General features: G+C 41.5%; 18 protein-coding genes and 1 other annotated feature. All 18 genes read left to right on the top strand.

The features are described from left to right. The first annotated feature begins 16 nt into the window (after positions 1-16). The 18 genes from rplK (at position 17) to rplV (ending at position 19905) form a co-directional block, all read left to right on the top strand. On the top strand, positions 17-442 hold the full coding sequence (rplK, locus tag BMX30_RS20120; protein ID WP_139195424.1) for a 50S ribosomal protein L11: 426 nt from the start codon (positions 17-19) through the stop codon (positions 440-442). 277 nt (positions 443-719) lie between these two features. Next, positions 720-1418 (top strand): 50S ribosomal protein L1, encoded by a 699-nt coding sequence (gene rplA / locus BMX30_RS20115; RefSeq protein ID WP_090749698.1) that lies wholly within the window; start codon positions 720-722, stop codon positions 1416-1418. A gap of 50 nt (positions 1419-1468) precedes the next feature. After that, positions 1469-1607: a sequence feature (ribosomal protein L10 leader region), on the top strand. Positions 1608-1642: 35 nt separating this feature from the next. Beyond that, a complete protein-coding gene (rplJ, locus tag BMX30_RS20110) occupies positions 1643-2143 on the top strand; it encodes a 50S ribosomal protein L10 (protein ID WP_090749696.1) in 501 nt (166 codons plus the stop codon). 57 nt (positions 2144-2200) lie between these two features. After that, on the top strand, positions 2201-2563 hold the full coding sequence (rplL, locus tag BMX30_RS20105) for a 50S ribosomal protein L7/L12 (RefSeq protein ID WP_090749694.1): 363 nt from the start codon (positions 2201-2203) through the stop codon (positions 2561-2563). 111 nt (positions 2564-2674) lie between these two features. Continuing rightward, the gene (locus tag BMX30_RS20100) at positions 2675-3295 is read left to right on the top strand and encodes a class I SAM-dependent methyltransferase (protein WP_090749692.1); all 621 of its coding nucleotides are present in this window, start codon (positions 2675-2677) and stop codon (positions 3293-3295) included. Between the two features lie 220 nt (positions 3296-3515). Beyond that, positions 3516-7076 carry a DNA-directed RNA polymerase subunit beta gene (gene rpoB, locus BMX30_RS20095; protein WP_090749690.1) on the top strand — a complete coding sequence of 1187 codons (3561 nt, stop codon included), beginning with the start codon at positions 3516-3518 and terminating at the stop codon, positions 7074-7076. 353 nt (positions 7077-7429) lie between these two features. After that, on the top strand, positions 7430-11029 hold the full coding sequence (rpoC, locus tag BMX30_RS20090; protein ID WP_090749688.1) for a DNA-directed RNA polymerase subunit beta': 3600 nt from the start codon (positions 7430-7432) through the stop codon (positions 11027-11029). 320 nt (positions 11030-11349) lie between these two features. Further along, positions 11350-11772, top strand: coding sequence for a 30S ribosomal protein S12 (gene rpsL, locus BMX30_RS20085; protein WP_090749686.1), 423 nt, complete (start codon positions 11350-11352; stop codon positions 11770-11772). Positions 11773-11811: 39 nt separating this feature from the next. Then, entirely contained in the window at positions 11812-12282 is a 471-nt protein-coding gene (rpsG, locus tag BMX30_RS20080; RefSeq protein ID WP_090749684.1) for a 30S ribosomal protein S7, read from the top strand. A 48-nt stretch (positions 12283-12330) separates the two neighbouring features. After that, the gene (gene fusA, locus BMX30_RS20075) at positions 12331-14409 is read left to right on the top strand and encodes an elongation factor G (protein WP_090749682.1); all 2079 of its coding nucleotides are present in this window, start codon (positions 12331-12333) and stop codon (positions 14407-14409) included. 120 nt (positions 14410-14529) lie between these two features. Next, positions 14530-15717: an elongation factor Tu gene (gene tuf, locus BMX30_RS20070; RefSeq protein WP_090749680.1), complete on the top strand. Its 1188-nt coding sequence runs from the start codon at positions 14530-14532 to the stop codon at positions 15715-15717. 730 nt (positions 15718-16447) lie between these two features. Continuing rightward, on the top strand, positions 16448-16756 hold the full coding sequence (gene rpsJ / locus BMX30_RS20065) for a 30S ribosomal protein S10 (RefSeq protein ID WP_066102989.1): 309 nt from the start codon (positions 16448-16450) through the stop codon (positions 16754-16756). 35 nt (positions 16757-16791) lie between these two features. Continuing rightward, the gene (gene rplC, locus BMX30_RS20060; protein ID WP_090749678.1) at positions 16792-17421 is read left to right on the top strand and encodes a 50S ribosomal protein L3; all 630 of its coding nucleotides are present in this window, start codon (positions 16792-16794) and stop codon (positions 17419-17421) included. A 25-nt stretch (positions 17422-17446) separates the two neighbouring features. Further along, the gene (gene rplD / locus BMX30_RS20055; protein ID WP_090749676.1) at positions 17447-18070 is read left to right on the top strand and encodes a 50S ribosomal protein L4; all 624 of its coding nucleotides are present in this window, start codon (positions 17447-17449) and stop codon (positions 18068-18070) included. Beyond that, entirely contained in the window at positions 18070-18354 is a 285-nt protein-coding gene (gene rplW / locus BMX30_RS20050; protein ID WP_090749674.1) for a 50S ribosomal protein L23, read from the top strand. Before rplD ends, rplW begins: the two co-directional genes overlap by 1 nt. 24 nt (positions 18355-18378) lie before the next feature. Then, the gene (gene rplB, locus BMX30_RS20045) at positions 18379-19209 is read left to right on the top strand and encodes a 50S ribosomal protein L2 (protein ID WP_090749672.1); all 831 of its coding nucleotides are present in this window, start codon (positions 18379-18381) and stop codon (positions 19207-19209) included. 57 nt (positions 19210-19266) lie between these two features. After that, entirely contained in the window at positions 19267-19545 is a 279-nt protein-coding gene (rpsS, locus tag BMX30_RS20040; protein WP_090749671.1) for a 30S ribosomal protein S19, read from the top strand. An 18-nt stretch (positions 19546-19563) separates the two neighbouring features. Then, positions 19564-19905: a 50S ribosomal protein L22 gene (gene rplV / locus BMX30_RS20035; protein ID WP_090749669.1), complete on the top strand. Its 342-nt coding sequence runs from the start codon at positions 19564-19566 to the stop codon at positions 19903-19905. The last annotated feature ends 2 nt before the right edge of the window (positions 19906-19907 follow it).

Below are 19907 nucleotides of genomic sequence, written 5' to 3'. Positions count from 1 at the left end.
TAAGGAGGTGTGTCTCGTGGCTAAAAAAGTAATTAAAATTGTAAAATTACAAATCCCTGCTGGTAAAGCAAACCCAGCGCCACCGGTTGGTCCTGCACTAGGTCAAGCAGGTGTGAACATCATGGGATTCTGTAAGGAATTTAATGCACGTACAGCTGATCAAGCTGGCTTGATTATTCCTGTTGAAATCACGGTATTTGAAGACCGTTCATTTACATTTATTACGAAAACTCCCCCTGCTGCCGTTCTTTTGAAAGTAGCAGCTGGAATTCAGTCTGGTTCTGGTGAACCAAACCGTAATAAAGTAGCAACAGTCAAGCGTGACAAAGTGCGCGAGATTGCGGAACAGAAAATGCCTGACCTAAACGCTGCAAGCGTTGAAGCAGCAATGCGCATGGTCGAAGGTACTGCCCGCAGCATGGGTATCACGATTGAAGACTAATTGCTGATGCAGGAAATGTAGGGGTTGCGATGATGAATAGTTTCTCTCGCAACCTTTACTTTGTTCGAAATTATAGTCTATCGCAATTGAGTGATGGACTTTTCTAGATGTCTGGCTGCGGCGCCTAGCTCCTCGGGTCATAAGTCAATCCGTCATTAAGGTTAAAGAACAACCTTTATGCCGGCTTGCCTTATGCCTGTCGGAGCTGACCGAGGCGCCTTCGCCTTTCTGAGTGGGAGGAAATTCCGCTAAAACCACATTATAGGAGGAAATAAATATGGCTACAAAAGGTAAAAAGTATCAAGAAGCCGTGAAACTAGTAGATCGCACAAAAGCATACTCTGTTTCAGAAGCTATTGAACTTGCGAAAAAAACAAGTGTTGTTAAATTTGATGCAACTGTTGAAGCAGCATTTCGCTTAGGAGTTGACCCTAAGAAAGCTGACCAGCAAATCCGTGGAGCAGTTGTGCTTCCAAATGGAACTGGTAAAACTCAACGCGTTCTAGTATTCGCTAAAGGTGAAAAAGCAAAAGAAGCAGAAGCTGCTGGTGCAGATTATGTGGGTGATTCTGAGTTCATCAACAAAATCCAACAAGGTTGGTTCGAGTTTGATGTAATCGTAGCAACACCTGACATGATGGGTGAAGTGGGTAAATTAGGTCGCGTATTAGGACCAAAAGGTTTAATGCCAAACCCTAAGACAGGCACTGTTACTTTTGATGTGACTAAAGCTGTTAATGAAATCAAAGCTGGTAAAGTTGAATACCGCGTTGATAAAGCTGGAAACATCCATGTTCCAATTGGTAAGGTTTCTTTCGAAGATCAAAAGCTTGTTGAAAACTTCAACACAATTTTTGAAACGATGATGAAAGTTAAGCCTGCAGCTGCTAAAGGAACATACATGAAGAACGTTGCTGTATCTACAACAATGGGACCTGGCGTTAAAGTTGATCCTTCAACCGTTAATGCAAAATAATTCCAATTGACATTCTGAGTTACATTTAATATAATGTATCTTGTTGTGATAATAGAATAACATTTGTACCGCAGACAGCAGGTGCTTAACCGCTTAATTTCCTGCCGAGGTCATACGATAGAATTACTGATTCACTATTGTATACAAACCTCCCTGCCTGTAAAGACATGGAGGTTTTTTTATTGACCGGTATGAGTGTAGATAAATCTACAGGAGGTGTAAAGATGAGCAGTGTTATCGAAATAAAGAAACAACTAGTTGACGAGATTGCCGATAAGTTAAAAGCTAGTAAATCAACAATCGTTGTTGACTACCGTGGTTTAACTGTAGGTCAAGTAACTGAACTTCGTAAACAGCTTCGTGAAGCAGGCGTTGAGTTCAAAGTTTATAAAAACTCTATGACTCGCCGTGCAGCTGAAGCAGCTGATCTTGCTGGTCTGAATGAAGTATTAACAGGCCCTAACGCAATTGCATTCAGCACGGAAGATGTTGTTGCTCCTGCGAAAATTCTTAACGATTTCGCTAAGAAAAACGAAGCGCTTGAAATTAAAGCGGGTGTCATTGAAGGAAATGTCGCTTCCGTTGAAGACGTTAAGGCTCTTGCTGAACTACCGTCTCGCGAAGGTTTACTATCTATGCTACTCAGCGTGCTTCAAGCACCTATCCGCAACCTTGCTCTTGCTACAAAGGCAGTTGCAGAACAAAAAGAAGAACAAGGCGCGTAAGCTAAGCTACCGTTAAAAAAATAAAAAACTCAACCAACCTTAAGGAGGAAATTAACAATGACTAAAGAACAAATCATTGAAGCAGTTAAATCTATGACTGTTTTAGAACTAAACGATTTAGTAAAAGCAATCGAAGAAGAGTTTGGCGTAACTGCAGCTGCTCCTGTAGCTGTAATGGGTGGCGCTGTTGCAGACGCTGCTGCTGAGCAAACTGAATTTGATCTAATCCTAGCTTCTGCTGGAGATCAAAAAATCAAGGTTATCAAAGTTGTACGTGAAATCACTGGTCTTGGGCTTAAAGAAGCAAAAGAACTTGTTGATAACGCTCCAAAACCACTTAAAGAAGGCATTGCTAAAGAAGAAGCTGAAGAGCTTAAAGCTAAGCTTGAAGAAGTTGGCGCTAACGTAGAAGTTAAGTAATTAAACAATGAAGAAAGCTCGCTATCTAGCGAGCTTTTTTTAGCTGTTTATTTATAAAAGTAGAATGAGAACTTCTAGAAATGGTCATGCTTTTTATAGGTGGTGGATATCGTGTCAAATCATTACTATTCTAAGAATCCGGAAGTGAAAAGCAATCCTATGATTTGGGATTTTAAGCTTAGGGGAAAATCCTTTCGGTTTAAAACAGATCGTGGAGTATTTTCAAAGAATGAAGTCGATTTCGGTTCTCGATTGTTAATAGAAGCTTTTCAAATTGAAAAGAATGATAGTCTCATTTTAGATGTTGGCTGCGGTTATGGACCAATTGGTTTATCTTTGGCAAAGAGTTATCCGGATGCGACTGTCCATATGGTTGATGTTAACCAGAGGGCGATTGACCTTGCAAAGGAAAACGCAGTCTTAAATCAGGTTGAAAACGTCAAGATTTATGAAAGTGATCGCCTTTTACAGGTAGTTGGGAATCAGTTTCATGCAATCTTAACGAACCCTCCTATCCGAGCGGGCAAAAGTGTTGTTCATGAAATTTTTGAGCAGAGTTTTGATCGTCTTGAGGCTTCGGGAGAATTATGGGTTGTTATTCAGAAGAAACAGGGTGCGGCTTCTGCAATTGATAAACTTGAGTCAATGTTTGGTGAGGTCGAGATAGTCGAGAAGAAAAAGGGCTATTTTATTCTAAAAGCAAAAAAAGTTGACGTTGAAAATCTGCTATGATAACATTATAAAATGCCATAGATTAGTTTTCTTTTCAATTGCTAAAAATAAACTTATTAAGTATATTTTAGCGTGTATGGGGAAAACTAACAAAATAATGTACGCCTAGGAAATGTGGTTTTTAAACTTGAAAACCCTTTTTCTTTTTGTCTTATGAAAATAGTATCAATGAAGTACAAGAATAATGGAATAATTACGCTTGATTTGAGGGGTGAATCAGTTGACAGGTCAACTAGTTCAGTATGGACGACACCGCCAGCGGAGAAGCTACGCGCGCATCAGTGAAGTTTTGGAACTGCCGAATTTAATTGAAATTCAAACAGCTTCCTATCAATGGTTCCTGGATGAGGGACTACGGGAAATGTTTCAGGATATTTCCCCGATTGAAGATTTTACTGGGAACTTATCGCTAGAGTTTATTGATTATAGTCTTGCCGAGCCAAAGTATCCAGTAGATGAATCAAAAGAAAGAGATGTTACATACTCTGCTCCATTAAGGGTGAAGGTCCGTCTTGTCAATAAAGAAACTGGAGAAGTAAAGGATCAGGATGTCTTTATGGGGGATTTCCCACTTATGACAGAAACTGGTACCTTTGTTATTAATGGTGCTGAAAGGGTTATCGTATCCCAGTTAGTACGTTCTCCTAGTGTTTATTTCAGTGCGAAAATGGATAAGAACGGAAAAAAAGGATACTCTGCTACTGTTATTCCTAACCGTGGAGCATGGCTTGAGTACGAGACTGATGCGAAGGATGTTGTATACGTTAGGATAGATCGTACGAGGAAACTCCCTGTTACGGTTCTTTTGCGTGCTCTTGGCTTCGGATCTGACCAAGAAATCATTGATTTAATTGGAGATAACGAGTACATCCGCAATACACTTGAAAAAGACAATACAGAGAGCTCTGAGAAAGCGTTGCTCGAAATCTATGAGCGTCTTCGTCCGGGTGAACCCCCTACCGTTGATAACGCTAAGAGTCTCCTTGTCTCAAGATTCTTTGATCCGAAGCGTTATGACCTAGCTAATGTAGGTCGTTATAAGATTAATAAGAAGCTTCATATTAAAAATCGTCTTTTTGGGCAAAAGTTAGCTGAAACTTTAGTTGACCCTGAAACAGGCGAGATTATTGCAGAGCAAGGTGTAACCCTTGATCGTAGAACTCTAGACAAAATTCTTGATAGTCTTGAAAAGAATGTCGGCTTTGAAACGCATAATCCGTTTGGTGGCGTTGTTGAAGAAGATATCCAACTTCAGTCAATTAAGATTTACGCTCCAAATGACGAAGGAGAAAAAGTCATTAACATCATCGGCAATGCCTATGTTGAGGAGCAAATTAAAAATATTACACCAGCAGATATTATTGCTTCAATTAGTTATTTCTTTAATTTATTGCATGGTGTCGGCGATACAGATGATATCGACCACTTAGGTAACAGACGTCTACGCTCTGTTGGTGAACTTTTACAGAATCAGTTCCGTATCGGTCTTTCTAGAATGGAACGTGTGGTTCGTGAGAGAATGTCAATTCAAGACACAAACACAATTACACCACAGCAGTTAATTAATATTCGTCCTGTAATTGCCTCTATTAAGGAGTTCTTTGGTAGTTCTCAGCTTTCTCAGTTTATGGATCAAACGAATCCGTTGGCAGAACTAACACATAAGAGACGTTTATCAGCATTAGGGCCTGGTGGTTTAACACGTGAGCGTGCAGGGTTTGAAGTCCGTGACGTTCACTATTCACACTATGGTCGTATGTGTCCGATCGAAACACCAGAAGGTCCAAACATTGGTTTGATTAACTCCCTTTCTTCTTTTGCAAAGGTGAATCGTTTTGGGTTTATTGAAACGCCTTACCGCCGTGTCGACCCTGAAACAGGTAAGGTAACATCCCACTTTGATTACCTAACTGCAGATGAAGAAGATAACTATGTTGTGGCTCAGGCAAATGCGAAACTATCTGAAGAAGGAGATTTCCTTGACGATATGGTTGTCGCACGTTTCCGTGGTGAGAACACAGTCGTTCGACGTGAACGCATTGATTACATGGACGTATCTCCAAAACAGGTTGTTTCTGCTGCGACAGCGTGTATCCCATTCCTTGAGAACGATGACTCTAACCGTGCTCTAATGGGTGCGAACATGCAACGTCAGGCTGTGCCATTAATGCAGCCGGAAGCGCCTAGAGTAGGTACAGGGATGGAGCACGTTTCAGCGAAGGATTCTGGTGCTGCTGTCATTTGTAAGCACGAAGGAATCGTTGAACATGTTGAAGCACGTCAAGTTTGGGTGCGTCGTATTACAGAAGTAGATGGTCAAGAAGTTAAAGGTGACCTTGATAAATACAAGATGCAAAAATTCATCCGTTCAAACCAAGGTACATGTTACAACCAACGCCCAATTGTGAGTGTTGGCAACCGTGTAACTAAAGGGGAAATTCTTGCTGATGGTCCATCGATGGAGGCTGGAGAACTAGCACTAGGAAGAAACGTGCTTGTAGGCTTCATTAACTGGGATGGCTATAACTATGAAGATGCCATCATCATGAGTGAGCGTTTAGTGAAGGATGATGTTTATACATCTATCCATATTGAAGAATACGAGTCAGAGTCTCGTGATACAAAACTTGGACCTGAAGAAATTACTCGTGATATTCCAAATGTCGGTGAAGATGCCTTGCGTAATCTTGATGAACGTGGAATTATCAGAGTTGGTGCAGAAGTAAAAGATGGAGATCTACTTGTAGGTAAGGTAACACCAAAAGGGGTTACTGAATTGACGGCAGAAGAACGTTTACTTCATGCAATCTTCGGAGAAAAGGCAAGAGAAGTACGTGACACTTCGTTGCGTGTCCCACATGGTGGCGGCGGTATTGTACTAGATGTTAAAGTCTTCAATCGTGAAGATGGCGACGAACTTCCACCAGGTGTTAACCAATTAGTCCGCGCTTATATTGTTCAGAAGCGAAAAATTTCTGAAGGGGATAAAATGGCTGGACGACACGGTAACAAAGGGGTAATCTCTCGTATTCTTCCTGAAGAGGATATGCCGTTTTTACCTGATGGTACACCAATTGATATCATGCTAAACCCACTGGGTGTTCCATCGCGGATGAATATCGGACAGGTGCTTGAGCTTCATTTAGGAATGGCAGCAAGGTACCTTGGCATCCATGTAGCATCACCTGTATTTGATGGTGCACGTGAAGAAGATGTTTGGTCTACCATTGAAGAAGCTGGTATGGCACGTGATGCAAAAACAGTCCTTTATGATGGTCGTACTGGTGAAGCATTCGACAACCGTGTTTCTGTTGGTGTTATGTACATGATTAAACTTGCACACATGGTTGATGATAAGCTTCATGCTCGTTCGACCGGCCCTTACTCACTTGTTACGCAACAGCCACTTGGTGGTAAAGCACAGTTTGGTGGTCAGCGTTTCGGAGAAATGGAAGTATGGGCGCTTGAAGCATACGGTGCTGCTTATACGCTTCAAGAAATTTTAACAGTGAAGTCTGATGATGTTGTCGGACGTGTTAAAACATACGAGGCAATTGTTAAAGGCGAGAATGTTCCTGAACCAGGTGTTCCTGAATCTTTCAAAGTATTAATGAAAGAACTTCAGAGTCTGGGTATGGATGTTAAGATTCTTTCAGGTGATGAAAAGGAAATCGAAATGAGAGACTTCGATGAAGATGAAGAATTACAGCACGCTGAAACTTTGACGATTGCTCCTGAGACTGAAGGTTCTGATTCGGAAAAAGTAGGTACAAAGGAATAAAAGAAACGATAGTTGGTGTGATAGCCAGATAGCTAGCAAGGCTGTTTGGCATCACTCCACTTTTGTAGTGTCTAGCTATAGCGCTTGGCTCCACAAGTCAAAGCCAACCCCTACATGAAGGTAAAGAATACCTTTTATAGGGGCGTCAAGATTTGTGGAATCAACCTAAGCGCTTCCGCTTTCATATTGCCCGAGTTGTAGCGCTTAGCTTCTCGAGTCATAACCCACTCTTCATGAAGGTGAAAAAACACCTTTTTAATAGGAATAGGGGGCGTCTAGACTCTAGGAGCTGCCAAAAGTGCTTCCGCTCTCATTAAAGGGATTAACCCTAGATTAAAAGGGAGGTAGGCCCCTTGCTGGATGTCAATAATTTTGAATACATGAAGATTGGCCTTGCTTCACCAGATAAGATTCGTTCTTGGTCATTTGGTGAAGTTAAAAAGCCAGAAACTATTAACTACCGAACATTAAAACCGGAAAAAGACGGCCTGTTTTGTGAACGCATTTTCGGCCCAACAAAAGATTGGGAATGTCATTGTGGTAAGTACAAGCGAGTTCGTTATAAAGGTGTAGTATGTGACCGTTGTGGCGTTGAAGTTACACGTGCAAAAGTCCGTCGTGAGCGTATGGGTCATATTGAATTAGCAGCACCTGTTTCCCACATATGGTATTTTAAAGGAATTCCTAGCCGAATGGGTCTTGTCCTTGATATGTCACCGCGAGCACTTGAAGAAGTTATTTACTTTGCTTCATATGTAGTAACGGATACAGGCGACACGGCTCTTGAGAGAAAACAGTTACTTTCTGAAAAGGAATATCGTGCCTATAAGGATAAGTACGGCAATAAATTCCAAGCAGCAATGGGTGCTGAAGCGATTAAAAAGCTTCTATCTGATATCGACCTTGATAAAGATGTTGAGGGATTAAAGGAAGAGCTAAAGACTGCCCAGGGACAACGTCGTACACGTGCGATTAAACGGTTAGAGGTTTTAGAAGCATTCCGTAATTCTGGAAATGAACCGTCTTGGATGATTCTTGATGTCCTACCAGTTATTCCACCAGAACTCCGCCCTATGGTTCAGCTTGATGGTGGTCGTTTTGCGACTTCTGACTTGAATGATCTATACCGCAGGGTTATTAACCGGAACAACCGCCTTAAGCGTTTGCTTGATCTAGGTGCGCCAAGTATCATTGTACAAAACGAAAAACGGATGCTTCAAGAAGCGGTAGATGCCCTTATCGATAATGGTCGTCGCGGCCGTCCTGTAACTGGACCGGGAAATCGTCCATTAAAGTCTCTTTCTCATATGTTGAAAGGGAAACAAGGTCGTTTCCGTCAAAACCTACTAGGTAAACGTGTAGACTATTCAGGTCGTTCGGTTATCGTAGTTGGTCCTAATCTTAAAATGTATCAGTGTGGACTTCCTAAAGAGATGGCACTTGAGCTTTTCAAGCCGTTTGTAATGAAAGAGTTGGTTCAAAAAGGACTTGCTCATAATATTAAATCGGCCAAACGTAAAATTGAAAGAGTTCAGCCAGAAGTGTGGGATGTTTTAGAAGATGTGATTAAAGAACATCCGGTATTACTGAACCGTGCCCCAACGCTTCATAGATTGGGAATCCAAGCATTCGAACCTACATTAGTAGAAGGTCGTGCGATTCGTCTTCACCCGCTTGTTTGTACTGCTTATAACGCAGACTTTGATGGTGACCAAATGGCTGTCCACGTACCACTTTCTGCCGAAGCACAAGCAGAAGCTCGTTTGCTCATGCTTGCAGCTCAAAACATCTTGAACCCTAAAGATGGTAAGCCTGTTGTAACTCCGTCCCAGGATATGGTTCTTGGTAACTATTATTTAACTTTGGAACGCGATGGTGCAGTTGGTGAAGGAATGATTTTCAAGGATAGGAACGAAGCGTTGATTGCCTATCAAAACGGCTATGTTCACCTTCATACAAGAGTAGCTGTTCATGCCGGATCATTAGGTAACCAAACGTTTACGGAAGAGCAAAATACTCAACTTCTGTTGACAACGGTTGGTAAGCTTATTTTCAATGAAATTTTACCAATTTCGTTCCCATATATTAATGAGCCGACTAAAACAAATCTTGAAGAAAAAACTCCTGAAAAATATTTTGTTGGTAAAGGAACGGATATTAAGGCCGTCTTTAAGGAAAGAGAGTTAGTCGATCCTTTCAAAAAGGGAATCCTAGGGAATATCATTGCTGAAGTCTTCAAGAAATTCCAAATCACTGAAACTTCAAAAATGCTAGACCGTATGAAGGATTTAGGTTTCAGATATTCTTCTAAAGCTGGTATTACGGTTGGTGTATCAGATATCGTCGTTCTTCGTGAAAAAGAAGAAATCATTAATGATGCTCAAACCAAAGTTGACAATGTCATGAAACAGTTCAGACGTGGTTTGATTACTGAAGATGAACGTTATGATCGTGTAATCTCCATTTGGAGTGCAGCGAAAGATACAATCCAATCTAAGTTGATGAAATCCTTGAGTAAAACGAATCCAATCTTTATGATGAGTGATTCCGGAGCGCGTGGTAACGCATCAAACTTTACCCAGCTTGCTGGGATGCGAGGACTCATGGCCAACCCGGCTGGACGTATTATCGAATTACCAATCAAATCAAGTTTCCGAGAAGGACTTACAGTATTGGAATACTTTATTTCAACTCACGGTGCCCGTAAAGGTCTTGCTGATACAGCCCTTAAGACAGCTGACTCTGGTTATCTTACTCGTCGTCTTGTTGATGTGGCACAGGATGTCATTGTCCGTGAAGATGACTGTGGAACTGACCGTGGACTAAATGTTTCGTCATTGAAAGATGGAACGGAGGTCATCGAAGCTCTTGAAGAAAGACTGATTGGTCGTTATTCAAGAAAAACTGTAAAACACCCTGAGACAAATGAAATAATTTTAAGGGAAAATGACCTTATTACTGAGGATTTAGCACTGGAAATTGTTAATGCTGGATTTGAGGAAGTTTGGATTCGTTCTGCCTTTACATGTAATACGCGCCATGGTGTATGTAAGAAGTGTTACGGACGTAACTTGGCTACTGGTCAAGAAGTTGAGGTTGGGGAAGCAGTTGGTATTATTGCCGCTCAATCTATCGGTGAACCAGGAACACAGTTAACGATGCGTACATTCCATACTGGTGGTGTTGCTGGAGACGATATTACCCAAGGTCTACCTCGTATTCAGGAGATTTTCGAAGCGCGTAACCCTAAAGGGGTAGCGGTCATTTCTGAAATCAGTGGAGTAGTTGTTGGTATTAACGAGGGTCGTGATCGCCAGCATGAAATTATCGTTCAAGGTGAAGTAGAATCGCGTACGTATAACGCTCCATATACAGCAAGATTAAAAGTAGCTGTGAACAGTCAAGTTGCACGTGGTCAGGAACTAACTGAAGGTTCAATTGATCCGAAAGAGCTATTAAGAGTAAAAGACGTGAAGTCTGTCCAAGAATACCTGCTTAGTGAGGTACAAAAGGTTTACCGTATGCAAGGGGTAGAAATTGGCGATAAGCACGTTGAAGTAATGGTTCGTCAGATGATGAGGAAAATTAGGGTTGTCGATGCAGGTGAGACCGAGGTTCTACCAGGCACACTGCTTGAAATCCATCAGTTTACTGACGCTAACCGCCGAGCATTACTTGAAGGAAAATTGCCAGCAACAGGACGTCCGGTTCTTCTAGGTATTACGAAAGCTTCCCTAGAAACTGACTCATTCCTATCAGCTGCATCCTTCCAGGAGACAACTAGGGTTCTTACTGATGCAGCCATCAAAGGTAAGCGCGATGAACTTCTAGGGTTAAAGGAAAATGTTATCATCGGAAAACTTGTCCCTGCTGGAACAGGTATGCAAAGATACCGCAAGGCAGAGCCAATTTTGGTGGATGAAACACCAGATGATGCAGTACCTGTTGAGTAACCTCAATTAAAAGTGCGGTACTTCCAACTTAAAGGAAGTACCGCATTTTAAATAAAGCATATCCATTTTATTTAAAAAAATGAATATAATGTTGACATCTTATGAATGAGGTGCTAATATAGCAAAGGTGCTCCTACTTAACTGACACTTTGTAGATATAAGGTCAGGGAAGCCTGCAAGACAGATCCTGGAGCTGCTGTGTCGTATAACTATTGTAAAAACTGTTTTTGTGGTGAGTCACTGCAAGGACTTTGTTTTTTAGCAAAAAATGAACCACCTGGATGTGTGGGTCTACCAAAGAAATGAAAGGAGGAAAAACAATGCCTACAATTAACCAATTAGTACGCAAACCTCGTAAATCTGCCGAGGAAAAATCTAAATCACCAGCGCTTAACAAAGGCTACAACAGCTTCAAGAAGGCGCAAACTAACCTTACATCTCCACAAAAGCGTGGTGTATGTACACGTGTTGGTACAATGACACCGAAGAAGCCAAACTCAGCGCTTCGTAAATATGCTCGTGTGCGTTTGACAAATGGAATCGAGGTAACAGCTTACATTCCTGGTATTGGCCACAACTTACAAGAACACAGTGTTGTTCTTATCCGTGGTGGACGTGTAAAGGATTTACCAGGGGTACGTTACCACATCGTTCGTGGAGCACTTGATACTGCAGGCGTAAACAACCGTATGCAAGGTCGTTCTAAATACGGTACGAAGCGTCCTAAAGCACCTAAGAAATAATAACAACAAATTACACCCTTTCTGAAAGGAGGAAATATAATGCCACGTAAAGGTCCAGTTGCAAAAAGAGACGTTTTACCTGATCCGATTTACAAATCAAAGTTAGTTACTCGTTTAATTAACAAAATGATGGTTGATGGCAAGAGAGGTAAATCTCAAAAGATTTTATACTCTGCTTTTGATATCATCGCTGAGCGTTCTGGAAAAGATGCAATCGAAGTATTCGATCAAGCACTTAAGAACATCATGCCAGTACTAGAAGTAAGAGCACGCCGTGTAGGTGGTGCTAACTACCAAGTACCAGTTGAGGTGCGTCCAGACCGTCGTACAACTCTTGGTCTTCGTTGGTTGGTTAACTACTCCCGTCTACGCGGAGAGAAGACAATGGAAGAGCGTTTAGCTAACGAAATCCTAGATGCTGCTAACAACACAGGTTCTGCTGTTAAAAAGCGCGAAGATACACACAAGATGGCTGAAGCAAACAAAGCATTTGCTCACTATCGCTGGTAGGATAATCTTCAAAACTAAAACACTCATACAAGGAAGGAGAAATACCCAATGGCAAGAGAGTTCTCCTTGGAAAGAACACGTAATATAGGGATTATGGCTCACATTGATGCTGGTAAAACAACAACAACAGAGCGTGTCCTCTATTATACTGGTCGAATCCACAAGATCGGCGAAACACACGAAGGTGCTTCTCAGATGGACTGGATGGAGCAGGAGCAAGAACGTGGTATCACGATTACTTCTGCTGCTACAACAGCTTCATGGAAAGAACACCGCGTAAATATCATTGATACACCGGGACACGTAGACTTCACAGTAGAAGTTGAACGTTCCCTTCGTGTACTTGATGGTGCAGTTGCTGTACTTGATGCACAATCTGGTGTAGAACCGCAAACAGAAACAGTTTGGCGTCAGGCTACTACTTATGGAGTACCACGCGTAGTTTTCGTAAATAAAATGGATAAACTAGGTGCGGATTTCTTATACTCTGTAGGTACAATCCATGATCGTCTACAAGCAAATGCACACCCTATTCAGCTTCCTATTGGTGCTGAAGATGAATTCAGCGGAATTATCGACTTAGTTGAAATGAACGCTAGATTCTACGCAAATGACCTTGGTACAGAAATCACTGAAGGTGATATTCCTGAAGAATACAAAGAACTAGCTGATGAATACCGTGAAAAACTTCTTGAAGCGGTAGCAGAATTAGATGAAGAATTAATGGAAAAATACCTAGGCGGAGAAGAGTTAACGACTGAAGAAATCAAAGCTGCAATCCGTAAAGGTACTACAAACGTTGAATTCTATCCAGTAATCTGTGGTTCAGCATTTAAAAACAAAGGTGTTCAGTTAATGCTAGATGCCGTTATTGACTACCTTCCATCACCATTAGATGTACCTGCGATTCAAGGTCATCTACCTGATTCTGAAGAAGTAGTTGAGCGTCATCCAGATGATAACGAGCCATTCTCTGCATTGGCATTTAAAGTTATGACTGACCCTTATGTTGGTAAATTAACGTTCTTCCGTGTGTACTCAGGAACACTTGATGCTGGTTCATACGTAAAGAACTCAACAAAAGGTAAACGCGAACGTGTTGGTCGTATCCTACAGATGCATGCAAACAGCCGTCAGGAAATCTCAACTGTGTACGCAGGAGATATTGCTGCAGCAGTAGGTTTAAAAGATACAACTACAGGCGATACTTTATGTGATGAAAAATCTGAAGTTATTCTAGAATCTATGCAGTTCCCAGAGCCAGTTATCCAGCTTTCTGTTGAACCAAAATCAAAAGCTGACCAAGATAAGATGACTACTGCACTGCAGAAACTTCAAGAAGAAGATCCTACATTCCGTGCGCATACTGACCAGGAAACTGGACAAGTTATCATCGCGGGTATGGGTGAGCTTCACTTGGACATCATCGTTGACCGTATGAAACGTGAATTTAAAGTAGAAGCAAATGTGGGTGCACCTCAGGTTGCCTACCGTGAAACTTTCCGTGGTTCAGCTCAGGTAGAAGGTAAATTCGCTCGCCAATCTGGTGGACGTGGACAATATGGACACGTTTGGATTGAATTCTCTCCTAATGAAGAAGGAAAAGGCTTCGAATTCGAAAATGGTATTGTCGGTGGGGTTGTTCCTCGTGAATACATTCCTGCTGTACAAGCTGGTTTAGAAGATTCACTTGATCGTGGTGTACTTGCTGGATATCCATTAGTTGATATTAAAGCAAGACTATACGACGGTTCATACCATGACGTTGACTCCTCTGAAATGGCGTTTAAAATTGCTGCTTCAATGGCACTTAAGAATGCTGCTTCAAAATGTAAACCGGTTATTCTTGAACCAGTCATGAGAGTCGAAGTTGTTATCCCTGAAGAATACCTTGGAGATATCATGGGTATGATCACTGCTCGTCGTGGACGAGTTGAAGGTATGGATGCTCGTGGTAACGCACAGGTAGTTCGTGCGATGGTTCCACTTTCAGAAATGTTTGGTTATGCAACAGCTCTTCGTTCAAGTACTCAAGGACGTGGTGTATTCTCAATGCACTTCGACCACTACGAAGAAGTTCCTAAATCTGTTTCTGAAGAAATCATCAAAAAAAATAAAGGTGAATAATTGATTTTCATCGTTTAATCAAGTATAACTACTATGTAAGCCATAGCTATGAGGAGGGTATCCCCCTTTTCATAGCCTAAAATATACTTAACTTTTCTAATAATAAGGAGGACTCCTAAAATGGCAAAAGCTAAATTCGATCGTTCTAAGCCACACGTAAATATCGGTACAATCGGTCACGTTGACCATGGTAAAACAACTCTAACTGCTGCAATCTCTACAGTTCTTTCAAAAGCTGGTGGCGGAGAAGCACGCGGATACGATCAAATCGATAACGCTCCAGAAGAAAAAGAGCGTGGAATCACAATCAACACTTCTCACGTTGAGTATGAAACTGCTAACCGTCACTATGCACACGTTGACTGCCCAGGACACGCTGACTATGTTAAAAACATGATCACTGGTGCTGCGCAAATGGACGGCGGAATCCTAGTTGTTTCTGCAGCTGATGGTCCAATGCCACAAACTCGTGAGCACATCCTACTTTCTCGTCAGGTTGGTGTTCCTTACCTTGTTGTATTCATGAACAAGTGTGACATGGTAGATGACGAAGAGCTTCTTGAACTAGTTGAAATGGAAGTTCGTGACCTTCTTTCTGAATATGATTTCCCTGGCGATGACATCCCAGTTATCAAAGGTTCTGCTCTTAAAGCTCTTGAAGGAGAAGCTGAGTGGGAAGAAAAAGTTCTTGAACTTATGACTGCTGTTGATGAGTACATTCCATCTCCAGAGCGTGACACTGAAAAGCCTTTCATGATGCCAGTTGAGGACGTATTCTCAATCACAGGTCGTGGAACAGTTGCTACTGGACGTGTTGAGCGTGGACAAGTTAAAGTCGGTGACGTTATCGAAATCATCGGTCTTGCTGAAGAGCCAAAATCTACAACTGTAACTGGTGTAGAAATGTTCCGTAAGCTTCTTGATTATGCTGAAGCTGGTGACAACATCGGTGCACTTCTTCGTGGGGTTGCTCGTGAAGATATCCAACGTGGACAAGTACTTGCTAAGCCAGGTTCAATCACTCCACACACAAACTTCAAAGCAGAAGTTTATGTTTTATCTAAAGAAGAAGGTGGACGTCATACTCCATTCTTCACAAACTACCGCCCACAGTTCTACTTCCGTACAACTGACGTAACTGGTATCTGTAACCTTCCTGAAGGTGTAGAAATGGTTATGCCTGGTGATAACATCGAAATGACTGTTGAGCTTATCTCTCCAATCGCAATCGAAGAAGGAACTAAGTTCTCTATTCGTGAAGGTGGACGTACAGTAGGCGCAGGCGTTGTAGCAAGCATTCAAGAGTAATATTCTCTTGTTAAAAGACTGATGAGTGACGACTCATCAGTCTTTTTTTATGTCCATTTTCTCAAGTTTAGTTTCTTTCGGCGTTAATGGAATTATGGCTTCCCATTTTCAAAACGATGAAGATCTTCTGTAGGCCTTCCAAATCTTCTCGGGGATGAATAAGTGGCTTCTGATTGCCTCCTGATTGCCTCCTGGATGTCTTTTTATTCAATGGTTTTACATCCGTTAAAGCCATTGAAAATATCATTGGTAACGCATATAGGAATTGTGTTTGTTTTTATAGGTTTTACTGGCGGGATACTCCAAACCATATATGCATGACTAACTAAGACCGTTCACACCCTGTTTATATAGAAGAAACATGGTTTAATTGGACCAAAAATTGATTGTTTAATCACAGTAAATCAAACATTTATATAGCAATATGCTACAACTTGGAGAGTTTATGATGAATTGGTAAGAGTTGCTGTGAATAAATCCTTCAAATAATAGAAACTAGACTTGAAATCCTTAGAACTAGGCACTATAATAGTAAAAGTGTGCTAAGCATGCAGGAAAACATATTAAGTGTTGCAAATGCAATTGTTTTTCTGTATAATAGACAATGTTGGTCTTCGACTGCGATGATGCGGAAGGTTGCCGACACACCCGGCCGCTTTGCCATGGCGAGTGTGTGGGAAATTTTCGCGGAGAATGTCTATTTCAAAATAGGCGAAAAGGAGGGAAAATAATGGCAAAACAAAAAATTCGTATCCGTTTAAAGGCGTATGATCATAGGATTCTAGATCAGTCTGCAGAAAAGATTGTTGAAACGGCGAAACGTTCTGGGGCAGCTGTATCAGGACCGATTCCGCTTCCAACTGAAAAGAATGTTTACACAATTCTTCGTGCGGTTCATAAGTACAAAGATTCTCGTGAACAGTTCGAAATGCGTACGCATAAACGTCTAATCGATATTGTGAACCCAACACCGCAAACAGTTGATTCATTAATGCGTTTAGACTTACCATCAGGCGTTGATATCGAAATCAAATTATAATTAGATAAATATAAACTATGTAGGAGGTGTGACTAATGACCAAAGGAATCTTAGGAAGAAAGATTGGTATGACTCAAGTATTTGCTGAGAACGGTGATCTTATCCCGGTAACAGTTGTAGAGGCGACTCCAAACGTTGTCCTTCAGGTGAAAAATGCTGAAACTGATAACTACGAGGCAATCCAACTAGGTTTTGAAGATAAGCGTGAAAAGCTTTCTAACAAGCCAGAGAAGGGCCATGCGACTAAAGCTAATACTACTCCTAAGCGCTTCGTACGTGAAATCAACGGAGTTAACTTAGCAGAATATGAAGTTGGTCAGGAAGTCAAAGTTAATTTATTCGCTGAAGGCGAATTAGTGGATGTTACAGGAATCTCAAAGGGTAAAGGTTTCCAAGGTGCTATCAAACGCCACGGACAATCACGTGGACCAATGGCTCACGGATCTCGTTACCACCGTCGCCCTGGTTCAATGGGTCCTGTTGCTCCAAACCGTGTATTCAAAGGTAAATTATTACCTGGACGTATGGGTGGAGAACAGATTACAGTTCAAAACTTAGAAATCGTAAAAGTTGACGAAGAACGCAACCTTCTATTAATTAAAGGAAACGTTCCTGGTCCTAGAAAAGCATTACTAAAAATTAAAAGTGCGGTAAAAGCGAAGTAACGTTTAGAGAAAGGAGGAAAAAGGAATGCCTAAAGTAGCATTATTTAACCAAGCTGGATCACAAGTTGGCGACGTAGAACTTAATGATTCTGTCTTTGGTATCGAGCCAAACAACCATGTAATGTTTGAAGCGGTTGTTGCGCAAAGAGCTTCCTTACGCCAAGGAACTCACAAAACAAAAATTCGTTCTGAAGTAGCAGGCGGTGGGCGTAAGCCATGGCGTCAAAAAGGTACAGGACGTGCCCGTCAGGGATCGATTCGTTCTCCACAATGGCGCGGTGGTGGTACAGTATTTGGACCAGTTCCACGCAGCTATAGCTATAAACTACCTAAAAAGGTACGTCGTTTAGCAATCAAATCTGCACTTTCTTCAAAAGTAGTTGCAGAAGAAATCCTTGTGCTTGAAAGCTTAAGCTTTGATGCACCAAAAACTAAGGAATTTGCAAGTGTATTAAAGGGTCTTTCAATCGAAAAGAAAGCATTAATCGTTACTGCTTCTCTAGATGAAAATGTAGCTCTTTCTGCACGTAACATTCCTGGAATCACTGTTGTTTCCGCTGAAGGAATCAATGTATTGGATGTTTTAAATCATGACAAGTTAATCATGACTAAAGCAGCCGTTGAAAAAGTAGAGGAGGTGCTTGCATAATGGATGCACGCGATATCATTAAGCGCCCCGTAATCACTGAACGTTCATCTGACTTAATGGCTGAGAAGAAGTACACTTTCGAAGTTGATGTTAGAGCGAACAAAACACAAGTTAAAGATGCAGTTCAGGAAATCTTCGGTGTTACAGTTAAGAACGTAAACATCATGAACTATAAAGGTAAGTTTAAGCGTATGGGTAAATTTGGCGGCTATACAAATAAGCGTCGTAAAGCTATCATTACGTTATCTCAAGACAGCAAAGAAATCGAATTATTCGAAGTCTAATTAAATAGAAGAGGAGGGAATAACATGGCGATTAAAAAGTACAAACCTACCTCCAATGGTCGTCGTAACATGACAGCGTCTGATTTCGCTGAAATCACTACTGACAAGCCGGAAAAATCCTTACTTGCTCCGTTGCATAGAAAAGGCGGCCGTAATAACCAAGGTAAGTTAACTGTTCGTCATCAAGGTGGCGGCCACAAGCGTCAATACCGTGTCATCGATTTCAAACGTAACAAAGATGGCATTCCTGGACGCGTTGCCACGATTGAGTATGATCCAAACCGTTCCGCAAACATTGCGTTAATCAATTATGTAGACGGTGAAAAAAGATATATCCTAGCACCAAAAAACCTAGTAGTTGGAATGGAAATTATGTCCGGCCCAACAGCAGATATTAAAGTAGGTAATGCGTTACCACTAATTAATATTCCTGTAGGTACTGTTGTTCACAACATCGAACTTAAACCAGGTAAGGGTGGACAATTAGTCCGTTCAGCTGGTACAAGTGCACAAGTACTTGGTAAAGAAGGCAAATACGTTCTTATTCGCTTGAACTCAGGTGAAGTACGTATGATTCTTTCTGAGTGTCGTGCAACTGTTGGTCAAGTTGGAAATGAACAACATGAACTTATCAACATTGGTAAAGCAGGACGTTCACGTTGGTTAGGCAAGCGCCCAACAGTTCGTGGTTCTGTAATGAACCCTAATGATCACCCACACGGTGGTGGTGAAGGTCGTTCTCCAATCGGACGTAAGTCACCTATGTCTCCATGGGGTAAACCAACTCTTGGATTCAAAACTCGTAAGAAGAAAAATAAATCCGACAAGTTTATTGTACGTCGTCGTAAAAAATAACGGGATTGAGCTACGGTTCAAAAGAGCCGTAGGACAATCACGAAGGGAGGTTCAATCATGGGTCGCAGCTTAAAAAAAGGACCTTTTGTTGATGATCATTTAATTAAAAAGATCGAAAAGCTTAATGAGACTGAGGGTAAGCAGGTTGTAAAAACTTGGTCCCGTCGCTCAACGATCTTCCCGCAATTCATCGGACACACTATTGCCGTTTATGACGGTCGTAAACACGTGCCTGTATATGTGACAGAAGACATGGTAGGCCATAAGCTTGGAGAATTCGCTCCAACTCGCACATATAAAGGCCATGCCAGTGACGATAAGAAAACAAGACGTTAATGAGAGGAGGCTATCCTAATGCAAGCAAAAGCTGTTCTTAATACAGTTCGTATTGCTCCTCGTAAAGCTCGTTTAGTACTAGATTTAATTCGAGGAAAGCAAGTTGGCGAAGCGGTGGCGATTTTAAAACTCACCCCGAAAGCTGCTTCACCAATCATTGAAAAGTTACTAAAATCTGCACTTGCAAATGCAGAGCATAACTACGAAATGGATGTAAACAACCTTGTTGTATCTCAAGCGTTCGCAAATGAGGGTCCAACTCTCAAGCGTTTCCGCCCACGTGCACAAGGACGTGCAAGTGCAATCAACAAGCGCACAAGCCACATTACAATCGTTGTATCAGAAAAGAAGGAGGGATAATT

It is taken from the genome of Mesobacillus persicus (genome assembly GCF_900109925.1).
Classification (GTDB): Bacteria; Bacillota; Bacilli; order Bacillales; family Cytobacillaceae; genus Mesobacillus_B; species Mesobacillus_B persicus.
Note: the sequence above shows the minus strand (reverse complement) of the source record. Positions and strands in the feature narration are given on the sequence as shown.

What these genes read in the sequence shown, in the direction of transcription:
- rplA (WP_090749698.1), top strand. Translation starts at nt 720, where the DNA reads ATGGCTACAAAAGGTAAAAAGTATCAAGAAGCCGTGAAACTAGTAGAT.
- rplB (WP_090749672.1), top strand. Translation starts at nt 18,379, where the DNA reads ATGGCGATTAAAAAGTACAAACCTACCTCCAATGGTCGTCGTAACATG.
- rplD (WP_090749676.1), top strand. Translation starts at nt 17,447, where the DNA reads ATGCCTAAAGTAGCATTATTTAACCAAGCTGGATCACAAGTTGGCGAC.
- rplJ (WP_090749696.1), top strand. Translation starts at nt 1,643, where the DNA reads ATGAGCAGTGTTATCGAAATAAAGAAACAACTAGTTGACGAGATTGCC.
- rpsJ (WP_066102989.1), top strand. Translation starts at nt 16,448, where the DNA reads ATGGCAAAACAAAAAATTCGTATCCGTTTAAAGGCGTATGATCATAGG.
- fusA (WP_090749682.1), top strand. Translation starts at nt 12,331, where the DNA reads ATGGCAAGAGAGTTCTCCTTGGAAAGAACACGTAATATAGGGATTATG.
- tuf (WP_090749680.1), top strand. Translation starts at nt 14,530, where the DNA reads ATGGCAAAAGCTAAATTCGATCGTTCTAAGCCACACGTAAATATCGGT.
- rpsG (WP_090749684.1), top strand. Translation starts at nt 11,812, where the DNA reads ATGCCACGTAAAGGTCCAGTTGCAAAAAGAGACGTTTTACCTGATCCG.
- rpsS (WP_090749671.1), top strand. Translation starts at nt 19,267, where the DNA reads ATGGGTCGCAGCTTAAAAAAAGGACCTTTTGTTGATGATCATTTAATT.
- rplW (WP_090749674.1), top strand. Translation starts at nt 18,070, where the DNA reads ATGGATGCACGCGATATCATTAAGCGCCCCGTAATCACTGAACGTTCA.
- rplV (WP_090749669.1), top strand. Translation starts at nt 19,564, where the DNA reads ATGCAAGCAAAAGCTGTTCTTAATACAGTTCGTATTGCTCCTCGTAAA.
- rplC (WP_090749678.1), top strand. Translation starts at nt 16,792, where the DNA reads ATGACCAAAGGAATCTTAGGAAGAAAGATTGGTATGACTCAAGTATTT.
- rpsL (WP_090749686.1), top strand. Translation starts at nt 11,350, where the DNA reads ATGCCTACAATTAACCAATTAGTACGCAAACCTCGTAAATCTGCCGAG.
- rplL (WP_090749694.1), top strand. Translation starts at nt 2,201, where the DNA reads ATGACTAAAGAACAAATCATTGAAGCAGTTAAATCTATGACTGTTTTA.